Origin of the sequence: Paracoccus homiensis, assembly GCF_900111675.1 — a bacterium.
In the GTDB taxonomy this organism is placed as follows: domain Bacteria; phylum Pseudomonadota; class Alphaproteobacteria; order Rhodobacterales; family Rhodobacteraceae; genus Paracoccus; species Paracoccus homiensis.
Map to the genome: position 1 here is coordinate 26373 of NZ_FOHO01000015.1, position 18405 is coordinate 44777.

18 protein-coding genes are annotated in these 18405 nt (G+C 63.6%); 14 read left to right on the forward strand and 4 right to left on the reverse strand.

The window, feature by feature from the left end; all coding sequences use genetic code 11:
- The first annotated feature begins 7 nt into the window (after positions 1-7).
- Both BMX67_RS15750 and BMX67_RS15755 read left to right on the forward strand, forming a co-directional pair.
- On the forward strand, positions 8-865 hold the full coding sequence (locus BMX67_RS15750) for a 5-deoxy-glucuronate isomerase (RefSeq protein ID WP_090737054.1): 858 nt from the start codon (positions 8-10) through the stop codon (positions 863-865).
- Positions 862-1692, forward strand: a complete 831-nt coding sequence (locus tag BMX67_RS15755) for a class II fructose-bisphosphate aldolase (RefSeq protein ID WP_090737056.1) — start codon at positions 862-864, stop codon at positions 1690-1692. The genes BMX67_RS15750 and BMX67_RS15755 overlap by 4 nt, the downstream gene beginning before the upstream one ends.
- A gap of 9 nt (positions 1693-1701) precedes the next feature.
- Here BMX67_RS15755 and BMX67_RS15760 read toward each other — a convergent pair whose 3' ends face one another.
- Positions 1702-2628 (reverse strand): LysR substrate-binding domain-containing protein, encoded by a 927-nt coding sequence (locus tag BMX67_RS15760; RefSeq protein WP_090737058.1) that lies wholly within the window; start codon positions 2626-2628, stop codon positions 1702-1704.
- Between the two features lie 262 nt (positions 2629-2890).
- Between BMX67_RS15760 and BMX67_RS15765 the strand changes: the two genes are divergently transcribed.
- The 5 genes from BMX67_RS15765 to BMX67_RS15785 all read left to right on the forward strand — a co-directional run bounded on the left by BMX67_RS15765 (position 2891) and on the right by BMX67_RS15785 (position 7905).
- A complete protein-coding gene (locus BMX67_RS15765; RefSeq protein ID WP_217645883.1) occupies positions 2891-3355 on the forward strand; it encodes a tripartite tricarboxylate transporter TctB family protein in 465 nt (154 codons plus the stop codon).
- A gap of 7 nt (positions 3356-3362) precedes the next feature.
- Complete coding sequence (locus tag BMX67_RS15770; protein ID WP_090737060.1) at positions 3363-4880, forward strand: tripartite tricarboxylate transporter permease; 1518 nt, start codon at positions 3363-3365, stop codon at positions 4878-4880.
- 22 nt (positions 4881-4902) lie between these two features.
- Entirely contained in the window at positions 4903-5841 is a 939-nt protein-coding gene (locus BMX67_RS15775; RefSeq protein ID WP_090737062.1) for a Bug family tripartite tricarboxylate transporter substrate binding protein, read from the forward strand.
- Between the two features lie 72 nt (positions 5842-5913).
- The gene (locus BMX67_RS15780) at positions 5914-7161 is read left to right on the forward strand and encodes an NAD(P)/FAD-dependent oxidoreductase (protein ID WP_090737064.1); all 1248 of its coding nucleotides are present in this window, start codon (positions 5914-5916) and stop codon (positions 7159-7161) included.
- A gap of 18 nt (positions 7162-7179) precedes the next feature.
- The gene (locus BMX67_RS15785) at positions 7180-7905 is read left to right on the forward strand and encodes an aspartate/glutamate racemase family protein (protein WP_090737066.1); all 726 of its coding nucleotides are present in this window, start codon (positions 7180-7182) and stop codon (positions 7903-7905) included.
- Here the strand turns inward: BMX67_RS15785 and BMX67_RS15790 are convergent.
- Positions 7887-8915, reverse strand: a complete 1029-nt coding sequence (locus BMX67_RS15790) for a LacI family DNA-binding transcriptional regulator (RefSeq protein ID WP_090737068.1) — start codon at positions 8913-8915, stop codon at positions 7887-7889. The two genes, BMX67_RS15785 and BMX67_RS15790, sit on opposite strands and share 19 nt — an antisense overlap.
- A gap of 297 nt (positions 8916-9212) precedes the next feature.
- Between BMX67_RS15790 and BMX67_RS15795 the strand changes: the two genes are divergently transcribed.
- From BMX67_RS15795 to BMX67_RS15825, 7 genes are all read left to right on the forward strand, one after another.
- On the forward strand, positions 9213-10481 hold the full coding sequence (locus tag BMX67_RS15795) for an ABC transporter substrate-binding protein (RefSeq protein WP_090737070.1): 1269 nt from the start codon (positions 9213-9215) through the stop codon (positions 10479-10481).
- Between the two features lie 101 nt (positions 10482-10582).
- Entirely contained in the window at positions 10583-11428 is an 846-nt protein-coding gene (locus BMX67_RS15800; RefSeq protein WP_090737072.1) for a carbohydrate ABC transporter permease, read from the forward strand.
- Complete coding sequence (locus BMX67_RS15805; protein ID WP_090737073.1) at positions 11425-12264, forward strand: carbohydrate ABC transporter permease; 840 nt, start codon at positions 11425-11427, stop codon at positions 12262-12264. Before BMX67_RS15800 ends, BMX67_RS15805 begins: the two co-directional genes overlap by 4 nt.
- Before the next feature lie 28 nt (positions 12265-12292).
- The gene (locus BMX67_RS15810) at positions 12293-13333 is read left to right on the forward strand and encodes an ABC transporter ATP-binding protein (RefSeq protein WP_090737075.1); all 1041 of its coding nucleotides are present in this window, start codon (positions 12293-12295) and stop codon (positions 13331-13333) included.
- 9 nt (positions 13334-13342) lie between these two features.
- Positions 13343-14623 (forward strand): amylo-alpha-1,6-glucosidase, encoded by a 1281-nt coding sequence (locus BMX67_RS15815; RefSeq protein WP_090737077.1) that lies wholly within the window; start codon positions 13343-13345, stop codon positions 14621-14623.
- Complete coding sequence (locus BMX67_RS15820) at positions 14620-15306, forward strand: D-lyxose/D-mannose family sugar isomerase (RefSeq protein ID WP_090737079.1); 687 nt, start codon at positions 14620-14622, stop codon at positions 15304-15306. Before BMX67_RS15815 ends, BMX67_RS15820 begins: the two co-directional genes overlap by 4 nt.
- Before the next feature lie 3 nt (positions 15307-15309).
- Complete coding sequence (locus tag BMX67_RS15825) at positions 15310-16590, forward strand: glycerate kinase type-2 family protein (protein ID WP_090737082.1); 1281 nt, start codon at positions 15310-15312, stop codon at positions 16588-16590.
- A 50-nt stretch (positions 16591-16640) separates the two neighbouring features.
- Here the strand turns inward: BMX67_RS15825 and acuI are convergent, their stop codons facing one another.
- Positions 16641-17624 (reverse strand): acrylyl-CoA reductase (NADPH), encoded by a 984-nt coding sequence (gene acuI, locus BMX67_RS15830; RefSeq protein ID WP_090737084.1) that lies wholly within the window; start codon positions 17622-17624, stop codon positions 16641-16643.
- A gap of 12 nt (positions 17625-17636) precedes the next feature.
- The gene (gene acuR / locus BMX67_RS15835) at positions 17637-18281 is read right to left on the reverse strand and encodes an acrylate utilization transcriptional regulator AcuR (protein WP_090737087.1); all 645 of its coding nucleotides are present in this window, start codon (positions 18279-18281) and stop codon (positions 17637-17639) included.
- Positions 18282-18405 lie beyond the last annotated feature (124 nt).

The following is an 18405-nucleotide window of genomic DNA, read 5'->3' on the forward strand; positions in this document are numbered from 1 at the left end:
AAGACCCATGCATATCGCCCCCTATGACAACCGCAACGAACCCATCGTCGATATCGACGACGGGCTGGTTCCGCTGAACTATTTCAACATCGTGAAGCTGACGCAGGGCCAGCATTTCGACTATGCCGTGCCGGGCTACGAGACCTGCGTCGTGCCCGCGACGGGCACCGTCGATGTCGCCGTCGATGGCGCGCATTACCCCGATCTGGGCAACCGGACCGAGGATGTCTGGGACGGAGAGCCCGAGGGCGTCTATGTTCCGGTCGGGGCGAAGGTCCGGTTGACCTGCAAGTCCCCGCAGGCCGAGATCTTTGTCGCCGGCGCGAAATACGACCGCGTGCTGGAGCCCTTCGACGTCCGCGCCGCCGATCTGGACGTGGTGCAATACGGGTCCGACGACACCAAGACCCACCGCAAGATCAAGCACATCCTGGGGTCGAACCACCATGACCGCGTGGGTCGACTGCTGGTCTCGGAGCTGTTCACGGTGGGCGAGGGCGGCTGGTCCGGCTTTCCCAGCCACAAGCACGACACCGACCGCAAGGCCGACGATGGCAGCATGGCCGAAACGCGCCATGACGAGACCTACAATTTCCGCTTCAAGCCGAATTACGGGTCCGGCCTGCAGATGCTCCAGCGCGAGGATGGCAAGCCGGGCGATGCCTATCACATCGTGGACGGATCGACGATCTGCCTCGACAAGGGCTATCATCCCTGCGCGGTGCTGCCGGGTTACCAGATGTATTATTTCACCATCCTCGGCGGTTTCAGCCAGCGCAGCCTGAAGCAGCATTTCCAGCCGACCCATGCGCACCAGTTGCACACGATCCCCGGCATCATGGACATGGTGAGCAAGTTCAAATGAGCCTCGTGACCCTTGCCGAGGTGCTGCAACCTGCGCTGCGGGGCGGTTATGCCGTCGCGGGCCTCGTGACCTTGGGGTGGGAGGACATGCGCGCCTTCGTCGCCGCCGCCGAGGCCGAGGATTGCCCCGTGATCCTTCAGGCTGGCCCGGGCTGCCGCGCGCATACGCCGCTGCCGGTGCTGGGCGCGATGTTCCGGCACCTGGCGCAGCACGCCTCGGTCCCGGTCGTGGCGCATCTGGATCACGGCTATACCGTCGAGGAATGCCGCGAGGCGATCGCGTGCGGGTTCACCTCGGTCATGTTCGACGGATCGCGCAAACCCCTGGACGAGAACATCGCCCAGACCCGCGAGATCGTGCAGATGGCCCATGCGGCGGGCGTGTCCTGCGAGGGCGAGATCGGCTTTGTCGGCTATTCCGGCGGCGATGATTCCGCCGGAACCGACCCGGACGAGGCCGCGCGATTTGCCTTGGAAACCGGCGTGGACGCGATGGCCATCTCGGTCGGGAATGTCCATCTGCAGCGGCAGAAGGAAGGCGGCCTGGACGAAGGCCGCATCCGCGCGATCGAGGCCGTGACCGATGTGCCCCTGGTGATCCACGGCGGATCGGGCGTGCCGGTGGCGCAGCGCAGCACGCTGGCGCGCGGATCGGCCATCTGCAAGTTCAATATCGGGACCGAACTGCGCATGGCCTTCGGCCAATCGCTGCGCGAGGCCGTCACCCGCGATCCGGAACGGTTTGATCGGGTGCAGATCCTCAGGGAAACCCACGATCCGGTCGTCGCCGCCGCAAGGAGGGTTCTGGCCGCGCTGAAATCGGGCTAGGCGGTCGGTTCAGGTGGCGGCGGGCGTGACATAGCTTTCAAGTTCGCGTTTCAGGGTCGCCGCGAAAGCCTGCGAGATCCGCGACAGGGGGCGGTGCATCGGCGTCACGATGGCCACGGAAAACGGCACCACCGGGGCGAAGGGGCGAAAGACCACTTGCGGGTGTTCGGGATGGGCCAGCCGATAGCTTTCGGCGGTCAGCTGATCGACCACGGCGCAAGCCAGCCCTGTCTCGACAAAGGACAGCAGCGGATAGAAATACTGCGTCTCGAACCGGGGATGGAAGGGAACGCCCGCCTGTGCAAAGGCCTGCGAGGTCAGGCGATAGGTGACATGGCCCGGATACAGTGCCGCCAGATCGCGTTCACGCAGATCCTGCGGGGCAATGACGGGCCGCGCGGCCAGAGGATCGCCCGCAGGCAAGGCGCAGACGCAGTTCAATGTCACGCGGTCATGCGTCAGCAGGCCATTGTCGGGGATGTCCTCATCGCTCCAATCCGCAAGCCCCACGTCGAATTGTTGCGTCGCGATCAGGTGACGCACCTGGGCCGAGCTGCGCGTCAGCAGCGCGATGTTCAGACCCGTGCGCGTGCTGGCGAAACGCGCGATCAGCCGCGGGATCAGCACGACCGAGGGGCCGGGCATCGACACCATCCGCAACTGTCCCTGTTCCAGTTCGCCGACGCGCTTCATGTTCATTTCGACCGTGCGCATCCGGTCCATGATGTCTTGGGTTTCGGCGAAAAGATAATGCGCTTCGGGAACGGGCAGCAATTGACCCGAACGGCGGATGAACAGCTTGTAGCCCAGTTCCTGTTCCAGATTGGCGACCATCGCGCTGATCGCGGGTTGGGTGCGGTTCAGGTTGCGCGCGGCCTCGCTGAAGGATCCGCAGCGCATCACCTCGTGAAAGACGGTCAGTTGCTTGCTGTTCATGCGGCCCCCTGAAATCCTGCGCTCAGGGTGCCCATAAGAAAAATCGTTGGAAAGCAAAAAATTTCAAATTTGCTTTTATATGACAGTTTGATCAAAGCTTGATCACAGAAAACAAGACGCCGATCAACGGCGAGGCTGAACAACAGGGGCGGCGCGACAGGCGTCGAGGAATGATGGTCGTACAGATGATGGCGACCGGGGTGCCGCTTTGGCATCGCGCCGGTCCATGCCCGAATGCGTTTCCCGGATCCAGGTGTCGATCATGACACGCCGGCATCTGGATGTGATCCTGTGTTCGGTGCTGATCGTGGCCGGGGTCCTGATCCTGACGCTGGATGGGCTGGCGCAGGGCGGGGTGGAAACGCAGCTGGGTTCGATGCTGATGCCGCGCGTGGTGGCCTCGCTGATTATCCTGTTTTCGCTGATGATCGGGCTGCCGTCGCTGCGCGGCATCCTGCAGGACCGCCCGCTATTGCCGACCGAACTGATCGAGGCCGAAGGGCTGGACGGGGTCGTGATCTATATCGCGATCTTCACTGCCTATTGGTGGGCGCTGCCAATCCTTGGCTTTCTGGTCGCGACGCCCGCCGTGATCCTTGCCGTGGCGGTGCTGTTGGGTGGTCGGTCATGGATGCCGATCCTGGCGATGTCGCTGATCACGCCCACAATCATCTTCTATGGCTGCCGCGAACTGATCCGCGTCTACCTGCCCGAATGGTCGTTCTGAGGTCGTGATGTTCAGCAATATCTTTCAAGGCTTTGCCACCGTCATGTCCGCAGGTCCGCTGCTGGGGATCGTGCTGGGTGTCTGTGTCGGTATCGTGTTTGGCGCCATTCCCGGCATCTCGGCGATCATGGCCATCGCGATCATCCTGCCGCTGACCTTCTATGTCGATCCGATCGTCGGGATCACCATGCTGCTGGCCGTCTACAAGGCCGGGATCTATGGCGGTTCAATCTCGGCGATTCTGATCAACACGCCGGGGGCGGCGGCCTCGTTCCTGACCTCGCTGGATGGTCACGCGCTGGCACGCAGCGGCAAGGCGGGCAAGGCGCTGTGCATGTCGCTTTATGCCTCGGTCACGGGCGAGATGCTGGCGACGCTGGTGCTGATTTTCGTGGCGGCGCCGATCTCGCTGATCTCTTTGCAGGCGGGTCCGATCGAAAAGGTCTGGTTGCTGGTCTTTGCCTTCACGGTCGTCGGTTCGATGACGGGGGAATCGGTGCCTCGCGGCTTGCTGTCCTGCTGCCTGGGGATGATGTTCGCAATGGTCGGCATGTCGTCGCTGACCGGTGCGGTGCGGCTGACCTTCGGCATTCCCGATCTGATGAGCGGCTTTACTTTCCTTCCGGTGCTGATCGGCGTTCTGGTCATGCCCGAGGTGATCGACGCGGTCCGCCGCCGCAAGACACCGCATCAGGATCTGGTTCTGAAAGTTTCGGACGACCCTGCCGATAGCCGCGTCAGCCTGCGCGAATACCGGTCTGTGCTGGGCACGATCATCAAATCCTCGGGGATCGGGACGGTCATCGGCGCGCTGCCGGGGCTTGGGTCCAGCGCGGCGGCCTTTCTGGCCTATGGCGAGGCCAAGCGCAGTTCGAAGAACCCCGAGGAATTCGGCAAGGGCTCGCTTCACGGCATCGCCGCGGCTGAATCCTCGAACAATGCGGTCTGCGGGTCCAGCATGATCCCGATGCTGACGCTCAGCATTCCGGGCGATGACGTGACCGCGCTGCTGATGGGGGCTTTCCTGATCCACGGGATCACGCCGGGGCCGACGATCTTCTATGAACATACCGATGTGATCTACGCGATCTTCGCGGGGTTCCTGCTGGTCGATCTGTTCCTGCTGGTCATTGCCCGCTTTGGGTTTCCGCTGTGGATGCGTGTCGCCTCGGTCCCGCCCTATTTCATCTTTCCCTGCGTGACCGTCTTTGCGGTCGTGGGCGCCTTTACCGCCAATCAAAGCCTGTCCGACGTGATGATCCTGATGGTCTTTACGCTGCTGGGCTACGGGATGCGGCTGGTCGGGCTGAACCCCGCCGCCTTCATCATCGGGTTCATCCTGATGCCGCTTCTGGAACAGAACCTGGATCAGGCGGTGTCGATCGTGGGGGGCGATTACCTGCGGATGCTGGCTTCGCCCATCGGGTGGATCTTTATCGGATTGTCGGTTCTGTCGGTGGTTTCGGCCATCCGGTCGAACCGGCGCGGACGTCGAAAAGCAGCGGCCCTTGCTGCCGCTGAATAACATCTCAACAGGAGTGACTGACATGACCTTGCTAAAGCTGATCGCGGCCGGTTCCACCGCCCTGACCATGCTGGCCGCGCCCGCGCTGGCCGAATATCCCGAAAAGCCGATCAAGGTAATCGTGCCTTGGGGTGCGGGGGGCGATTCCGACCTGACCACCCGTGTCTGGGCCGATGCGATGGAAGAGGTGCTGGGCGTGCCGGTTGCCGTCATCAACAAGGTCGGGGGCACCGGCGTCGTGGGCACGACCGAGGTCGCCAATGCCAAGCCCGATGGCTATACGCTTTTGAATGCGGGTCTCAGCAATGTGCTGGTCACGCCGAATTTCGCGCAGGTTCCCTATGATTTCGACAGCTTCACCCCGGTCGTGAAACTGTCCTCGGTTCCGCTTGGCCTGCTGGTCAAGGCCGACAGCCCGTATCAGGACTTTGCCGGTTTCGTGGCCGGGACCAAGGAACAGACCGTGACGCAGGGGTCGTGGGGTGCGGCCTCGTCGGGGACCATCCTGGCCAGCATCATCGCCGATCAGGCCGACTATCAGGTGAACTATGTCCATGCGAACACCACGTCGGAATCCATGGTGTCGCTGATCGGCGGGCATATCGACAGCGCGGTCTCTTTTCCCCCGGCCTTCGATCCGCATCTGAAATCGGGGGCAGCGCGTCTTTTGGCGGTGAACACGGCATCGGACGCCTATCCCGATGTGCCCAGCTTTGCCGATCTGGGCGTTACCGGCGATTTCGAAGGCTGGTCGGGCATTTTCGCCCCGAAGGATGTCCCGCAAGAGGTGGTCGATACCCTGATCGAGGCTTCCACCAAAGCGATGCAGGATCCCAAGGTGATCGAGGCGTTCGCCAATATGGGCGCGACGGTCGATTATCGCCACGGTCAGGATTGGATCGATGACATGCGTCAGACCTATGGCATCATGACCGACGCCGCGGCGAAAATGTCGAACTGATCCGACGCGGGCGCCCCTTTTTCCGGGGTGCCCGCGCCTTTCGGCGACTGCAGAACATCTTCGGGAAAAGACATGTCACGGGACGACAACGTCACCGCAATCATTGGCGGTGGGATCATTGGGATATGCTGTGCGCTGTATCTGCAGGAACAGGGGTTCCGGGTGCAGATCATCGACCGCGCCGGGGACGACGAACAGCGGGCCTCTTACGGCAATGCGGGCAACCTGTCGCCCTGGTCCTGCGTGCCGGAATCCGTGCCCGGCCTGTGGAAATCGGTGCCGGGCTGGCTGATCGACCCGCTGGGGCCCATGGCGGTGCGGGCAGCGCATCTGCCCGTCGCGGCCCCGTGGTTGCTGCGCTTTCTGGCCTCGGGCCGGCTTGCGCGGGTCGAACGTCAGGCGGACGCGTTGCGCGCGCTTTATGCGCCTGTGGTCGACCTGTACGAGGATCTGCTGCGCCCGACCGGCCAGTTGGATCTGATCCGGCGCTGTGTCTATGTCACGCTGTATCGCGACGCGGCAAAGGCCGATCTGGGCGCGCTTGGCTGGCGTCTGCGGCGCGAACGCGGGGCCCGGCTGCACAAGATCAATGCCGGCGAGCTGCGCGAGGTCGAACCCGACCTGTCGCATGATTATCAGGCCGCGATCCTGACCGAGGGGCAGGGGCGCACGACCGAACCACAGCGCCTGCTGAGCCTGTTGACCGAACGTGTGCTGCATCAGGGGGGCGTGATCCACCGCGCCGATATTCGCGCCGTCAGCCCCGATCTGGACGGCGTCGACCTGCATTGCAGCGATGGCACGCGGCGCTTTCGCCGGGTGGTGATCGCCGCCGGGGCCTGGTCTGCGCAATTGCTGAAAACGATGGGTCAGCATGTCCCGCTAGAGACCGAGCGGGGCTATCACCTGACCATCCGCGATCCCGGCGTGACCATCAACAACACCCTGATGGAGGCCGGGCGCATGGTCGTCGCCTCGACCATGGAAGGGGGGTTGCGGCTGGCGGGTACGGTCGAACTGGCGGGCCTCAAGCCGCCGCCGGATTATCGCCGCGCCAAGAACCTTGCGACCCTTGGCCGCGAGATGTTCCCCGATCTGCGCGTGGGCGAGGCGGGTGAATGGATGGGGCATCGCCCCTCATTGCCGGATTCCCTGCCGGTGATCGGTCATGCGCCGGGGCATCGTAACGTGCTTCTGGCATTCGGGCACAGCCATCTTGGCCTGTCGGGCGGCGCACCCACGGGACGGCTGATTGCCCAGCTTGCAGCGGGTCAGCCGACCTCGATCGATCTGTCGCCGTTCCGTCTGGACCGGTTTTAGGAAGGGAGAAGCATCGTCATGGCAGTCACCAAGGGTGGACGGAACATTTGCGGCCTGTCGGTCGGGGTTCTGTCGTTGGAAAGCTATTTCCCAAAGCCTCCGGGCCATATCAAGAACCCGTCAAGCCTGCCCTTCACCAGCTGCTACGAGGTTCTGCACGGGATCACCGTGCCCGAATTGCTGAACAATCCCAGCGACGCGATGATCGACCGGCTTTGCGAGGGTGCGCGCAATCTGGAACGGCAGGGTGTGCGGGCGATCACCGGATCATGCGGGTTTCTGGCCCTGTTTCAGCGCCAGATCGCCGAGGCCGTCTCGGTCCCCGTCTTTCTGTCGTCGCTGATCCAGCTGCCGCTTGTCCACCAGATGACTCGCGCACCGGTCGGCGTCCTGACCGCCAGCGCCCCGGCCCTGACCGACCGGCATCTGGCCGGGGTCGGCGCACAGCATGTGCCGATCGTCGTTCAGGGACTGCAGGATTGCGAAGAATTCAGCGCCGTCATTCTGCGCAACGACCGCGACGATATGGATCTGGACAAGGTGCGGGCGGAGTTGCACGCGGCAACCAGGGCGCTGCTGGCGCGCGAGCCGCGGATCGGGGCGCTGGTGCTGGAATGCACCGATCTGCCGCCCTATGCGCATGGTTTGCAACAGGAATTCGGCCTGCCGATCTTTGACCTGATCACGCTGGCATCCATGGTCGAAAGCGCGGTCAGGCAGCAGGCCTATCCCGGTTTTTGCTGAACGGGCCTGGCCGGGGGTGCGGTCGTGTCCCGCACCACCAGTCGTGCCGTCAGTTCCGATACCGTGGGCGGCATCGTCGGATCCTCGATCCTGTCCAGCAACGCACGCGCCAGACGACGGCCCAGCTTTTGCGGTGATACCGACATGGTCGTCAAAGGCGGTGTCGCCACGGCGGCGTCCTGAATGTCGTCAAAGCCCACGATGGACAGGTCGCGACCCGGCTGCAACCCAAGGCGCAACAGGGCCAGACTTGCGCCAAGGGCGACCATATCGCCGTTGCAGACGAGGGCGGTAACGTCGGGATGCGCCTGCAGCAGAGCCGTCATCGCATCCATCCCGGCCAGCTTGTCGCCCTCACAATCCCAGATCAGTCCGGGGCCAAGGCCGCGTTCGGACATCACCTTGCGATAGCCCCGAATACGCTCGCGCCGCACGATGGGCATGCCGGTCCCGCCCAGATAGACGATCCGGCAATGGCCCAGATCGGCAAGGTGATTGGTCGCGGCGGCCGTGCCTTCGGCATTGCGGATCCCCACGTGATCCAGTTCGGGCCGGACATGGCGCAGGAACGTGACAGTCGGAATGCCATGCGTCGCCAGAAGGTCGAAACTTGCGTCGGGCGTGTTCATCGCCGGCACCCATAGCAGGCCGCCACGCCCGTGCCGGATAAAGGCCTGCAACTGACGATCCTGCCGGTCGGCGTCGTCGCGCGTATCGACGATGCTGACCATATAACCTTCGGCCTCCAGCAGATCGACGACGCCGGACACCACCTCGGCGTTGAAGGGGTTCATCAACTGATTGATGACAAAGCCGATTTCCCGGTTCTCGCCCGACCGCATCGCGGCTGCGCGGGAATCGGGGACGTAATGCAGCAGTTGCGCCGCCTTCAGCACCTTGTCGCGGGTCTGTTCGGAAATGCGCCCGGTTCCGCGCAGGACCTGGCTGACCGTGGGCACCGACACGCCTGCCTTTTCTGCGACTGTCGCAAGCGTGGGTTTGCCCGACATGGAACGGCCTTCTGGTAGAACGATTAGGCACAATATGTGCCGCGATATCATGTGAAAATCAAGCGATGGCTGTGATTCTGAGGGGGCTTTGCGACGGGCCGCGCATATTCGTTTGACAGAAGGTATATCGTTATATCAAACTATGGGTCAGTCGCGAGGATTCGGTAACCCCAATCTGAAAAGGGGGCGGGTCTGCGATCAGATGGGTTTGCCGGACGTGGCGCGGTGCCGCGACGGTTGGCCCATAGGGGCGCATCGACGAGGAGGTCGGTCGCCGTCATGCCAAGGGAGGACTTCATGACGCTAATTTCCAAACTTTCCGGCGCGGTTTCGGGCCTTGCCATCCTTTGCGCCGCGACGGCCGCACAGGCCGAGGTGCTGTTCTGGTCCACGCAGGCCCGCCCCGTCGAAGAGGCGCAGGCGATGCGTGACACCGTGCTGTCGGGCTTTGACGGCGGCGTCGACTATCAGCCGAACGAGGACGGCCCCTGGCTGACCCGCATCAAGGCCGAGCTTGAGGCCGGGCAGGGCTCGATCGAGGTGATGGGCGCGCTGCATGGCAATTTCTCGGCGATGAACCCCGATGACCTGCAGGATCTGGGCGATCTTGGCCTGTCCTCGGTCAGCGATACATTCAATTCGCTGGCGATGCTGGGCACCGATCAGATGCAGTATATCCCCTGGATGCAGGCCAGCTATATCATGGCCGCCAACAAGGAGGCGCTGCAATATCTGCCCGAGGGCGCCGATATCAATGCGCTGACCTATGACCAGCTGATCGCATGGACCGCCAATGTCGAAGAGGCGACCGGCGAAAAGAAATTCGGCTTTCCCGCAGGGCCCAAGGGTCTGAAACACCGCTTTTTCCAGGGTTATCTGTATCCGTCCTATACCGACGGTGTGGTGCGGACCTTCGCCTCGCCCGAGGCCGTGACTGCGTGGGAAAAGTTCAGCGAACTGTGGTCCCATACCAACCCGGCCTCGACCAATTTCTCGTTCATGCAGGAACAGCTGCTGTCGGGCGACGCTTGGATCGTGTTCGACCACACCTCGCGGCTGGCGCAGGCCTTCAACGAACGTCCCGACGATTTCGTGGCCTTCCCGGCGCCTGCCGGTCCGACCGGTCGCGGGTTCATGCCGGTCCTGGCGGGTCTTGCCATTCCGCGCACCGCGCCTGACATGGATGCCGCCAAGGCGCTGGTCGGCTACATGATGCAGCCAGAAACCCAGATCGCGACGCTGCGGGCCACGAATTTCTTCCCGGTCGTCGATGTCGAACTGCCCGACGATCTGCCGCCCTCGGTTCGTGCCGCAGGCGATGCCGTCGCCAAGATGAGCGCGGCCCCTGACGCCAATCCGGGTCTGCTGCCTGCGGGACTGGGCGATCGGGGCGGTGATTTCGACCGCGTCTTCGTCGACACGTTCGAGCGGATCATCCTGGCCGGTCAGCCGATCGACGCGGTTCTGGAAGACCAGAAAAAGACCCTTGCCAGGATCATGGAAGAAACCGGCGCGCCCTGCTGGGCCCCTGATGCCGCTTCCGAAGGTCCTTGCCCGGTCGAGTGACGCGCCCCGTCGTCACCGACCCCGGTTCGGGCCATCACGGCCCGGGCCACCTTATCCCGTCAATCACCCGGCGCATGCGCGACCCCTGAAGGAGCGGATCCATGAACGCTCGATTGCTTCCCTATGTCCTGATCCTGCCGGTGACCTTGTTCCTGGCCGTGTTCTTCCTGTATCCTTTTGCCCTTGTGGCGAAACAGGCGTTCACGCAGGGCGCAGAATTCACCTTTGCCAATTTCCGCGACGTGGCGAGCCACTGGAAATTTCCGATCTCGCTGAAGAACACGATGCTGCTGGCGGCCGCCGTGGTGCCGGTTCAGCTGGCGCTGGCGCTGCTGATGGCGACGATGGTCAACCGGATGAAGAAGGGGCGCGATCTTGTCCTGTATGTCTGGACGATCCCGCTTGGCATTTCGGATCTTGCGGCGGGCATCATCTGGCTGGCGATCTTTGAACAGTCGGGCTTCCTGAATTCCATGATGAGCGGGCTTGGCCTTGTCGATCAGCCGGTCAATTTCCTCAGCTATCAGAACCCGATGATGGTGTTCGTGGCGATTGCGCTGGCCGAAATCTGGCGCGCGACGGCGATCATGCTGGTCATTCTTGTCGCCGGCATCGGCCTGATCCCCAAGGAATATTACGAAGCGGCCGAGGTGTTCGGCGCATCGCCCTGGCAGCGGTTCCTGCGGGTGACGCTGCCCTTGCTGCGCCCCTCGCTGCAGACGGCGCTGATCCTGCGCGTGGTTCTTGCCTTCGAGGTGTTCGCGGTGGTTGCGGCCCTGGGCGGCACGCTGTTCCCGGTTCTGATGGGTGAGATCTATTCCTATCAGTTCGACCTGCAGAACGGCAATGCGGCGGCGGCGCTTGCGCTGATCGTCTTGGGGATCTCGATCGTGTTCACCCTTGTCATCCTGCGCGCCCTGCGCGTCCCGAAAGGAGCAACGATATGACCGCCGTCACGACCGACGCCAATCCGCAGGACGCGCGCAAGGCGGGGCGCATCGTCTATCTGGCCGCCGTGGTGCTGCTATGCGCCTGGGTGCTGGTGCCGCTGTATTTCCTGCTGATCAATACCCTGTCCTCGCCCGAGGCGGTGAACAGCTTTCCCAAGTCCTTCTTTCCGGCCTTCGATCTTGGCAGCCTGACCTTCTTTGCCAATTTCGGGGGGATGCTGTCGGCGCTGAAGAACTCGATCATCGTGGCGGCGCTGACGATGGTGCTGTCGATCCTGATCGGGGCCCCGGCGGGCTATGCGCTGTCGCGGTTCGATTTCCGCGGCAAGGAACTGTTCCGCCTGCTGATCCTGCTGACGCGCGCCTTTCCGCTGCCGCTGCTGGCGCTGCCGCTTGCGGTGCTGTTTATCCGCACCGGGCTGGACGATACCGCGCTGGGTCTGGCGCTGGTGCACACGACGCTGGCGATCCCGTTCGCGGTGCTTATCACCTTCTCGCTGTTTTCGGGCATCCCGATCGAACTGGAAGAGGCCGCCTGGACATTGGGCTGCACCCGGCTGACCGCCTTTACCAAGGTGGTGCTGCCGCTGATCCTGCCGGGCATCACCGCCAGCGCGATCTTTGCCTTCGTGATCTCGTGGAACGAGGTCTTTGCCGCCGCCGTGCTGACCATCGAGAACCGGACCCTGACCGCCTTCCTGTTGCAGACCCTTGGCGAGGCGCCGCTGCACCTGAAATTCGCGGGCGGATTCATCCTCGTGGTGCCGGCGCTGATCTTCATCTTTGCCGTGCGCAAATACCTGTTTGCCATGTGGGGCATCGCCAACCGCTGAGGCGGGGCGACGAAAAGGAACCAGGATTATGGCTGTTATCGAAATCAAGAACGTTGCCAAGACCTTCGGCGCCTATACCGCGCTGCATGACATCAACCTGACCATTCAGGACCAGGAATTCATGGTCCTGCTTGGGGCCTCGGGCTGTGGCAAGACCACCTTGCTGCGCATCATCGCGGGGCTGGAAACCGCGACCACGGGCGAGGTCTGGATCGGCGGTCGCCGCGTGGATCACCTGCCGCCCAAGGATCGCGGCATCGCCATGGTCTTTCAGAACTATGCCGTCTTTCCGCATCTGACCGTGTTCGAGAATATCGGCTTTGGTCTGCGGATGCAGAAGCTGCCCAATGACGAGGTGAAGCGCCGCGTCGAACGGACCGCCGGATTGATGCATATCGATCAGTTGCTGAAACGCTATTCCGGTGAATTGTCCGGCGGGCAGCGTCAGCGCGTCGCCGTGGCCCGCGCCCTGGCGATGGAGCCGGACGTGATCCTGATGGATGAACCGCTGTCGAACCTCGATGCGCTGCTGCGCATGGAGATGCGGGCCGAACTGAAAGGCGTTCTGGCCGAAAGCAACACCACCGCGATCTATGTCACCCATGACCAGGTCGAGGCGATGTCGATGGCCGACCGGATCAGCGTCATGCACAAGGGCGAGATCGTTCAGGCCGCCACCCCGTTGGAGGTGTATCGCAACCCCGCCGCGGAATTCGTCGCAGGCTTCATCGGCAATCCGCCGATGAACTTCCTGCCCGCGACGCCGAAAGGCGCCGGCAAATGGGCGGTCGGCGGGCAGGTCATCGACGGTCCGCAAAAGAACAAGGCGCTGAACTTTGCCATCCGCCCCGAGGATCTGCGCCTTGCCGATAGCGGCCTGACCGCACGGGCCAAGGTGGTCGAACCGCTTGGTGCGCACCTGCTGGTGACGTGCGATATCGATGGCGCGCTGTTCCGTGCCGTTCTGGACAGCGACATGACCGTGAAACCCGGCGATACCCTTACCCTTGCTCCGCAACCCGACCGGGTGCGCTGGTTCGATCCCGATACCACGCGCGCCGTCGCCTGAGGCCTATCCATGCAGAAACACGAAATGATCGACCACGCGCGCCAGATCATGCGCGACAATGACCGTGGCACCTACACGGTCCCCACGCAGGGGCTGTATCCGTTCCAGTGGAACTGGGATTCGGCGCTGAGCGCGCTTGGCTTTTCGCAATTCGACGAAGCCCGCGCCTGGACCGAGATCGACACCCTGCTGGCCCATCAGTGGGATGACGGGATGGTCCCGCATATCATCTTCCACAAGCCCGATGACGGCTATTTTCCGGGCCCCGAAATCTGGGGCACGAACCGTCCGGTGCCGACCACGGGCATCACCCAGCCGCCGGTGGCGGGCTTCGCCGTGGCCCGCATTCACGACCGCGCACGGGACAAGGCGCTGGCCGACCGTCAGGCGCGGGCGATGATCCCGAAAATCCATGCCTGGCATCAATGGTTCTACCGCGCCCGCGATCCCAAAGGCAGCGGCCTTGTCGCGTTGCTGCATCCCTGGGAATCGGGGCGCGACAACTCGGTCGATTGGGACGATGCCTTCACCCGCGTCCCGACCGAGGGTGTGATCCCCTTTACCCGCCGCGACACGACCCATGCCAACCCGGCGCATCGTCCGACCGACGAACAGTACAAGCGCTATATCTGGCTGGTGCAGAAATTCCGCAGCCTGAACTGGGACAACAGCAAGCTGCATGACGCGTCGCCCTTCCAGGTGATCGATCCCGGTTTCAACGCGATCCTGATCCGGTCCTGCCGCGATCTTGCCGATCTGGCCGCCCGCCTTGGCATGGATCAGATCGCGCAGGAATCGCGCGACATGGCCGACCGGGGCATCGCCGCAATGGAAACCCTGTGGAACGAGGATCTGGGCCAGTATCTGTGTCTGGACCGGATAACCGGAAAACAGATCCAAAGCGCCTCGATCGGCGGCATTCTGGCCGTCTTTGCGCCGATCCCGCAAGACCGCGCCGCCGCAATCGGTCGCCGCATCGCCACGCTTGCCGAAAGCTGTGAATATCTGGTGCCCAGCCACGACCCCACGGCGCCTGAATTCGAAGGGCTGCGCTATTGGCGCGGGCCGGTCTGGCTGATCGTGAATTTCATGATCGCCAACGGGCTGGAGGCCGCGGGCGAGATGCAGATGGTCAACCGCATCATGGCCGATTGCCTGCGCCTGATTGAAGAAGGCGGCTTTGCCGAATATTACGATCCCATCACCGGAGAAGCCTGTGGCGGCGGGCGCTTTACCTGGACGGCCGCCATGGTAATCGAAATCCTTAGCTCGCACGAGTTGATCGCATGAAACGCTCTCGTATCAACGAGATCATGGCACAGGCGGATGACATGATCCGCAGCCATGGCTTTACCCTGCCACCCTTCGCCTATTGGACGCCGGACGAGTTCAGATCCCGCCGCGATGCGGCGCGTCACGTGATCGATGCGCGCTGCGGTTGGGATATCACCGATTACGGCGATGGCCGGTTCGACGAGATGGGCCTGTTCCTGTTCACCCTGCGCAACGGCCTGCTGTCGGATCTGCAAAAAGGCGGGGGCATGTGCTATGCGGAAAAGCTGCTGATTTCGCGGCAGGATCAACTGTCGCCGATGCACACCCATGCGCTGAAGGCCGAGGACATCATCAACCGCGGCGGCGCGACGATGGTGATCGAGCTTTACGGCTCGGACGATCAGGGCCGCTTTGCCGAGGATCGCGGCGGCACCGTCTGGTGCGACGGCATCCGTCGCGATTACGCACCGGGCGAAAAGCTGCGCTTCGCGCCGGGTGAAAGCGTGACGTTGCGCCCCGGCGACTGGCACGCCTTCTGGGGCGAGGGCGGCGATGTTCTGATCGGCGAGGTCTCGACCGTCAACGACGACGAGACCGACAATATCTTCCGCGAGCCCATCGGCCGCTTTGCCCAGATCGAAGAGGATGTCGATCCGACGCATCTTCTGGTCAGCGACTATCGCAACTGGCTGTGCTGATCGATGCCTGTCTCTGCCTCGGCCGATCCAAGCTGTTTTCTTTCGGGCCTTTTCGGTCTGGCGGTTGAGGCGGCCGATCCCATGCGGGTCGTAGCCGCGCATCTGCCGCAGCGTCCGAAAGGGCGGTTGGTGGTGATCGGTGCCGGCAAAGCCAGCGCCCGCATGGCCGAGGCGGTCGAGGCGCATTACGGCCCCTGCGAGGGGCTGGTGATCACGCGCTATGGCTATGCCCGCGAATGTCAGGGCATCCAGATCGCCGAGGCCGCCCATCCCGTGCCCGATGAGGCCGGGGTGGCGGCGACGCGACGGCTGCTGGATCTGGTGGCCGGGCTTGGGCCGGACGATCTGGTCCTTGCGCTGATTTCGGGGGGCGGGTCGGCCTTGTTATGCGCTCCGGCGCAGGGGCTGACGCTGGATGACAAGATGGCGGTCAACCGGGCGCTGCTGGCATCGGGCGCGCCCATCGGTCAGATGAATGTCGTGCGCAAGCATCTTAGCGCGGTCAAAGGCGGGCGGCTGGCGGCGGCCTGCCATCCGGCGCGATTGCTGACATTGCTGATCTCGGATGTTCCCGGCGACGATCCGGGGCAGATCGCCTCGGGGCCGACGGTGGGCGAAACCAGCAGCCCCGCCGATGTTCAGGCGATCCTGCGGAAATACGGGATCGACCTGTCGCCGCAGGTGCGGTCCGTCCTTGGCCGGCCTTCTACTGTCGTGTCGCCCGACGATGCGCGGCTGGAAACTGCGGAAACCCGGATCATCGCGGCGCCGTCGCAATCCCTGGCGGTCGCGCGCGATGCCGCAGAAACCGCCGGGTGCGAGGTGCGGACCCTTGGCGATGCGTTGGAGGGCGAGGCCCGCGATCTGGGCGCGGAACAGGCGCGGCTGGCGCTGTCGCTGACCGATCACGTGCAGGCAACGGGCAAGCCCCTGCTGCTGCTGTCGGGCGGTGAATGCACGGTGACGCGCCGGGGCGATGGCGTCGGTGGCCCCAATGCCGAATTCACGCTGGCGGCGGCGCTGGAACTGAACGGGCATCCCGACATCCACGTTCTGGCCTGCGATACCGATGGCGTCGATGGCGCGGCCGAGGTGGCCGGGGCCTATGCCGGTCCGCGAACGCTGATCACCGCGCGGGAACAGGGCATCGACCCGACTGCCGCACTGGCCCGCAATGACGCGCACAGCTTCTTTGCGGCGATTGACGACCAGATTGTCACCGGACCGACACTGACCAATGTGAATGATTTCCGCGCAATCCTGATCCTGCCGTCACGCGGCTAGACAGCCGGGCAAGGACAGGCGATGCCACGCTTGCCCGGCCTGACGCCGGATCAGGATGCGATGGGGACGACGATCCGACCGCGCACCTGTCCTTCCAGAAATTTCGGTGCGGTCCCGATCACATCCGACATCGGGATTTCGGTGATCATCTCTTCTAGCTTGGCCATGTCCAGATCGCTCGCAAGGCGGTTCCATGCCTCGATCCGGCGCGGCTTGGGGACCATCACGCTGTCGACCCCGGCCAGCGTTACCCCGCGCAGGATGAACGGCGCGACCGAGGCGGGCAGATCCATCCCCGCCGCCAGACCGCAGGCCGCGACCGTCCCGCCATAGCGGGTCCCGGCCAGCACATTCGCCAGAACCGTGCTGCCCGCCACATCGATGGCTGCCGCCCATTGTTCCCTGGCCAGCGGGCGCGGCTTGCCGGTCAGATCCTGACGGTCGATGATGCTGCCCGCCCCCAGACCGCGCAGATAGTCATGTTCAGCTTCCCGCCCGGTCACCGCCGCGACGTGATAGCCCCTGGCCGCCAGCAGCGCGGTCGCCACGCTGCCGACACCGCCGGCAGCACCCGTTACCAGAACCTCGCCGTCCTTCGGGGTGACGCCGTTCCTTTCCAGCGCCAGAACGCACAGCATCGCCGTGTATCCCGCCGTGCCGATTGCCATTGCCTGCCGCATGTCGATCCCGTCGGGCAGGTGGATCAGCCAGTCACCATTGACGCGCGCCTTGCCGGCCAGTCCGCCCCAATGCTTTTCACCGACGCCCCAGCCATTCAGCACGACCTTGTCACCGGGCTTGAAATCGGGATGGGCGCTGTCCGACACGGTCCCCGAAAAATCGATGCCGGGCACCATCGGAAAGCCGCGCACGACCGGACCCGCGCCGGTGATCGCCAATGCATCCTTGTAGTTCAGGGTCGAGAAGGCGATCTCGACCGTGACATCGCCTTGCGGCAATGCCGCCTCGTCGGTCTGCTTGATCGAGACGGACTGCGCGTCCCCCTCTTTCTCGATCAGGATGGCGTCGAACATGTGGATCCCCCCTTAGGATGTAAGATGTTCCAGAAAGAAATCGGCAAACCCGGTCAGCGGGTCGGCGCGGCGTTCCAGCTTGGCCCGCAACACGGCACCTTCCCAGCCGATCCAGAAATTCGCCGCCAGCGCATGTGGATCATGGCGCACCGCAAGCGTTCCCTCGGCCTGAGCCAGTTCCAGACAGGTCGCGACGCGGTTCTGCCAATCCTGTAGCACCGCGATCAGGCGGTCGCGGAATTCTTCGGGCAAAGCGCCCATTTCCTGTCCCAGATTGCCGACCAGACAGCCGCGCGTAAAACCGTGCCTGCGCATTCCGGCTGTGGCGTCATCGGTAAAGGCCTTGATCCGCTGCAACGGCGGCAAGTCGGGCGTCAGCAGCGCGGCATCCAGCTTGCGCTGGAAATAGTTGTGATAGGCCTCGATCAGCGCCAGCCCGAAATCGGCCTTGTTCTGAAAATGGTAATAGAAGCTGCCCTTGGGCACGCCCGAACTGGCAAGAACGTCGTCCACGCCTGCGGCGGTGTAGCCTTTTTCCGTCAGGTGGATCAGGCCCGCAGCGATCAGCTTTGCCCGCGCCTGCGACCGGTCGGGCGCCGTTCTGGGACGCCCGCGGCGGGTGGGTTCAACGTCGATTCTGTCGGGCGCGCGGGTCATGGATATTTTATAGACGGTACCGTCTAAAAAATCAATCGGCGCGTTCCAATGGCATCACTCAGGGGCGGCGGGTCATGTCCTGCATGTGATCGGGGCCGGAAAGATCCCGCCCCGGAACATGCCG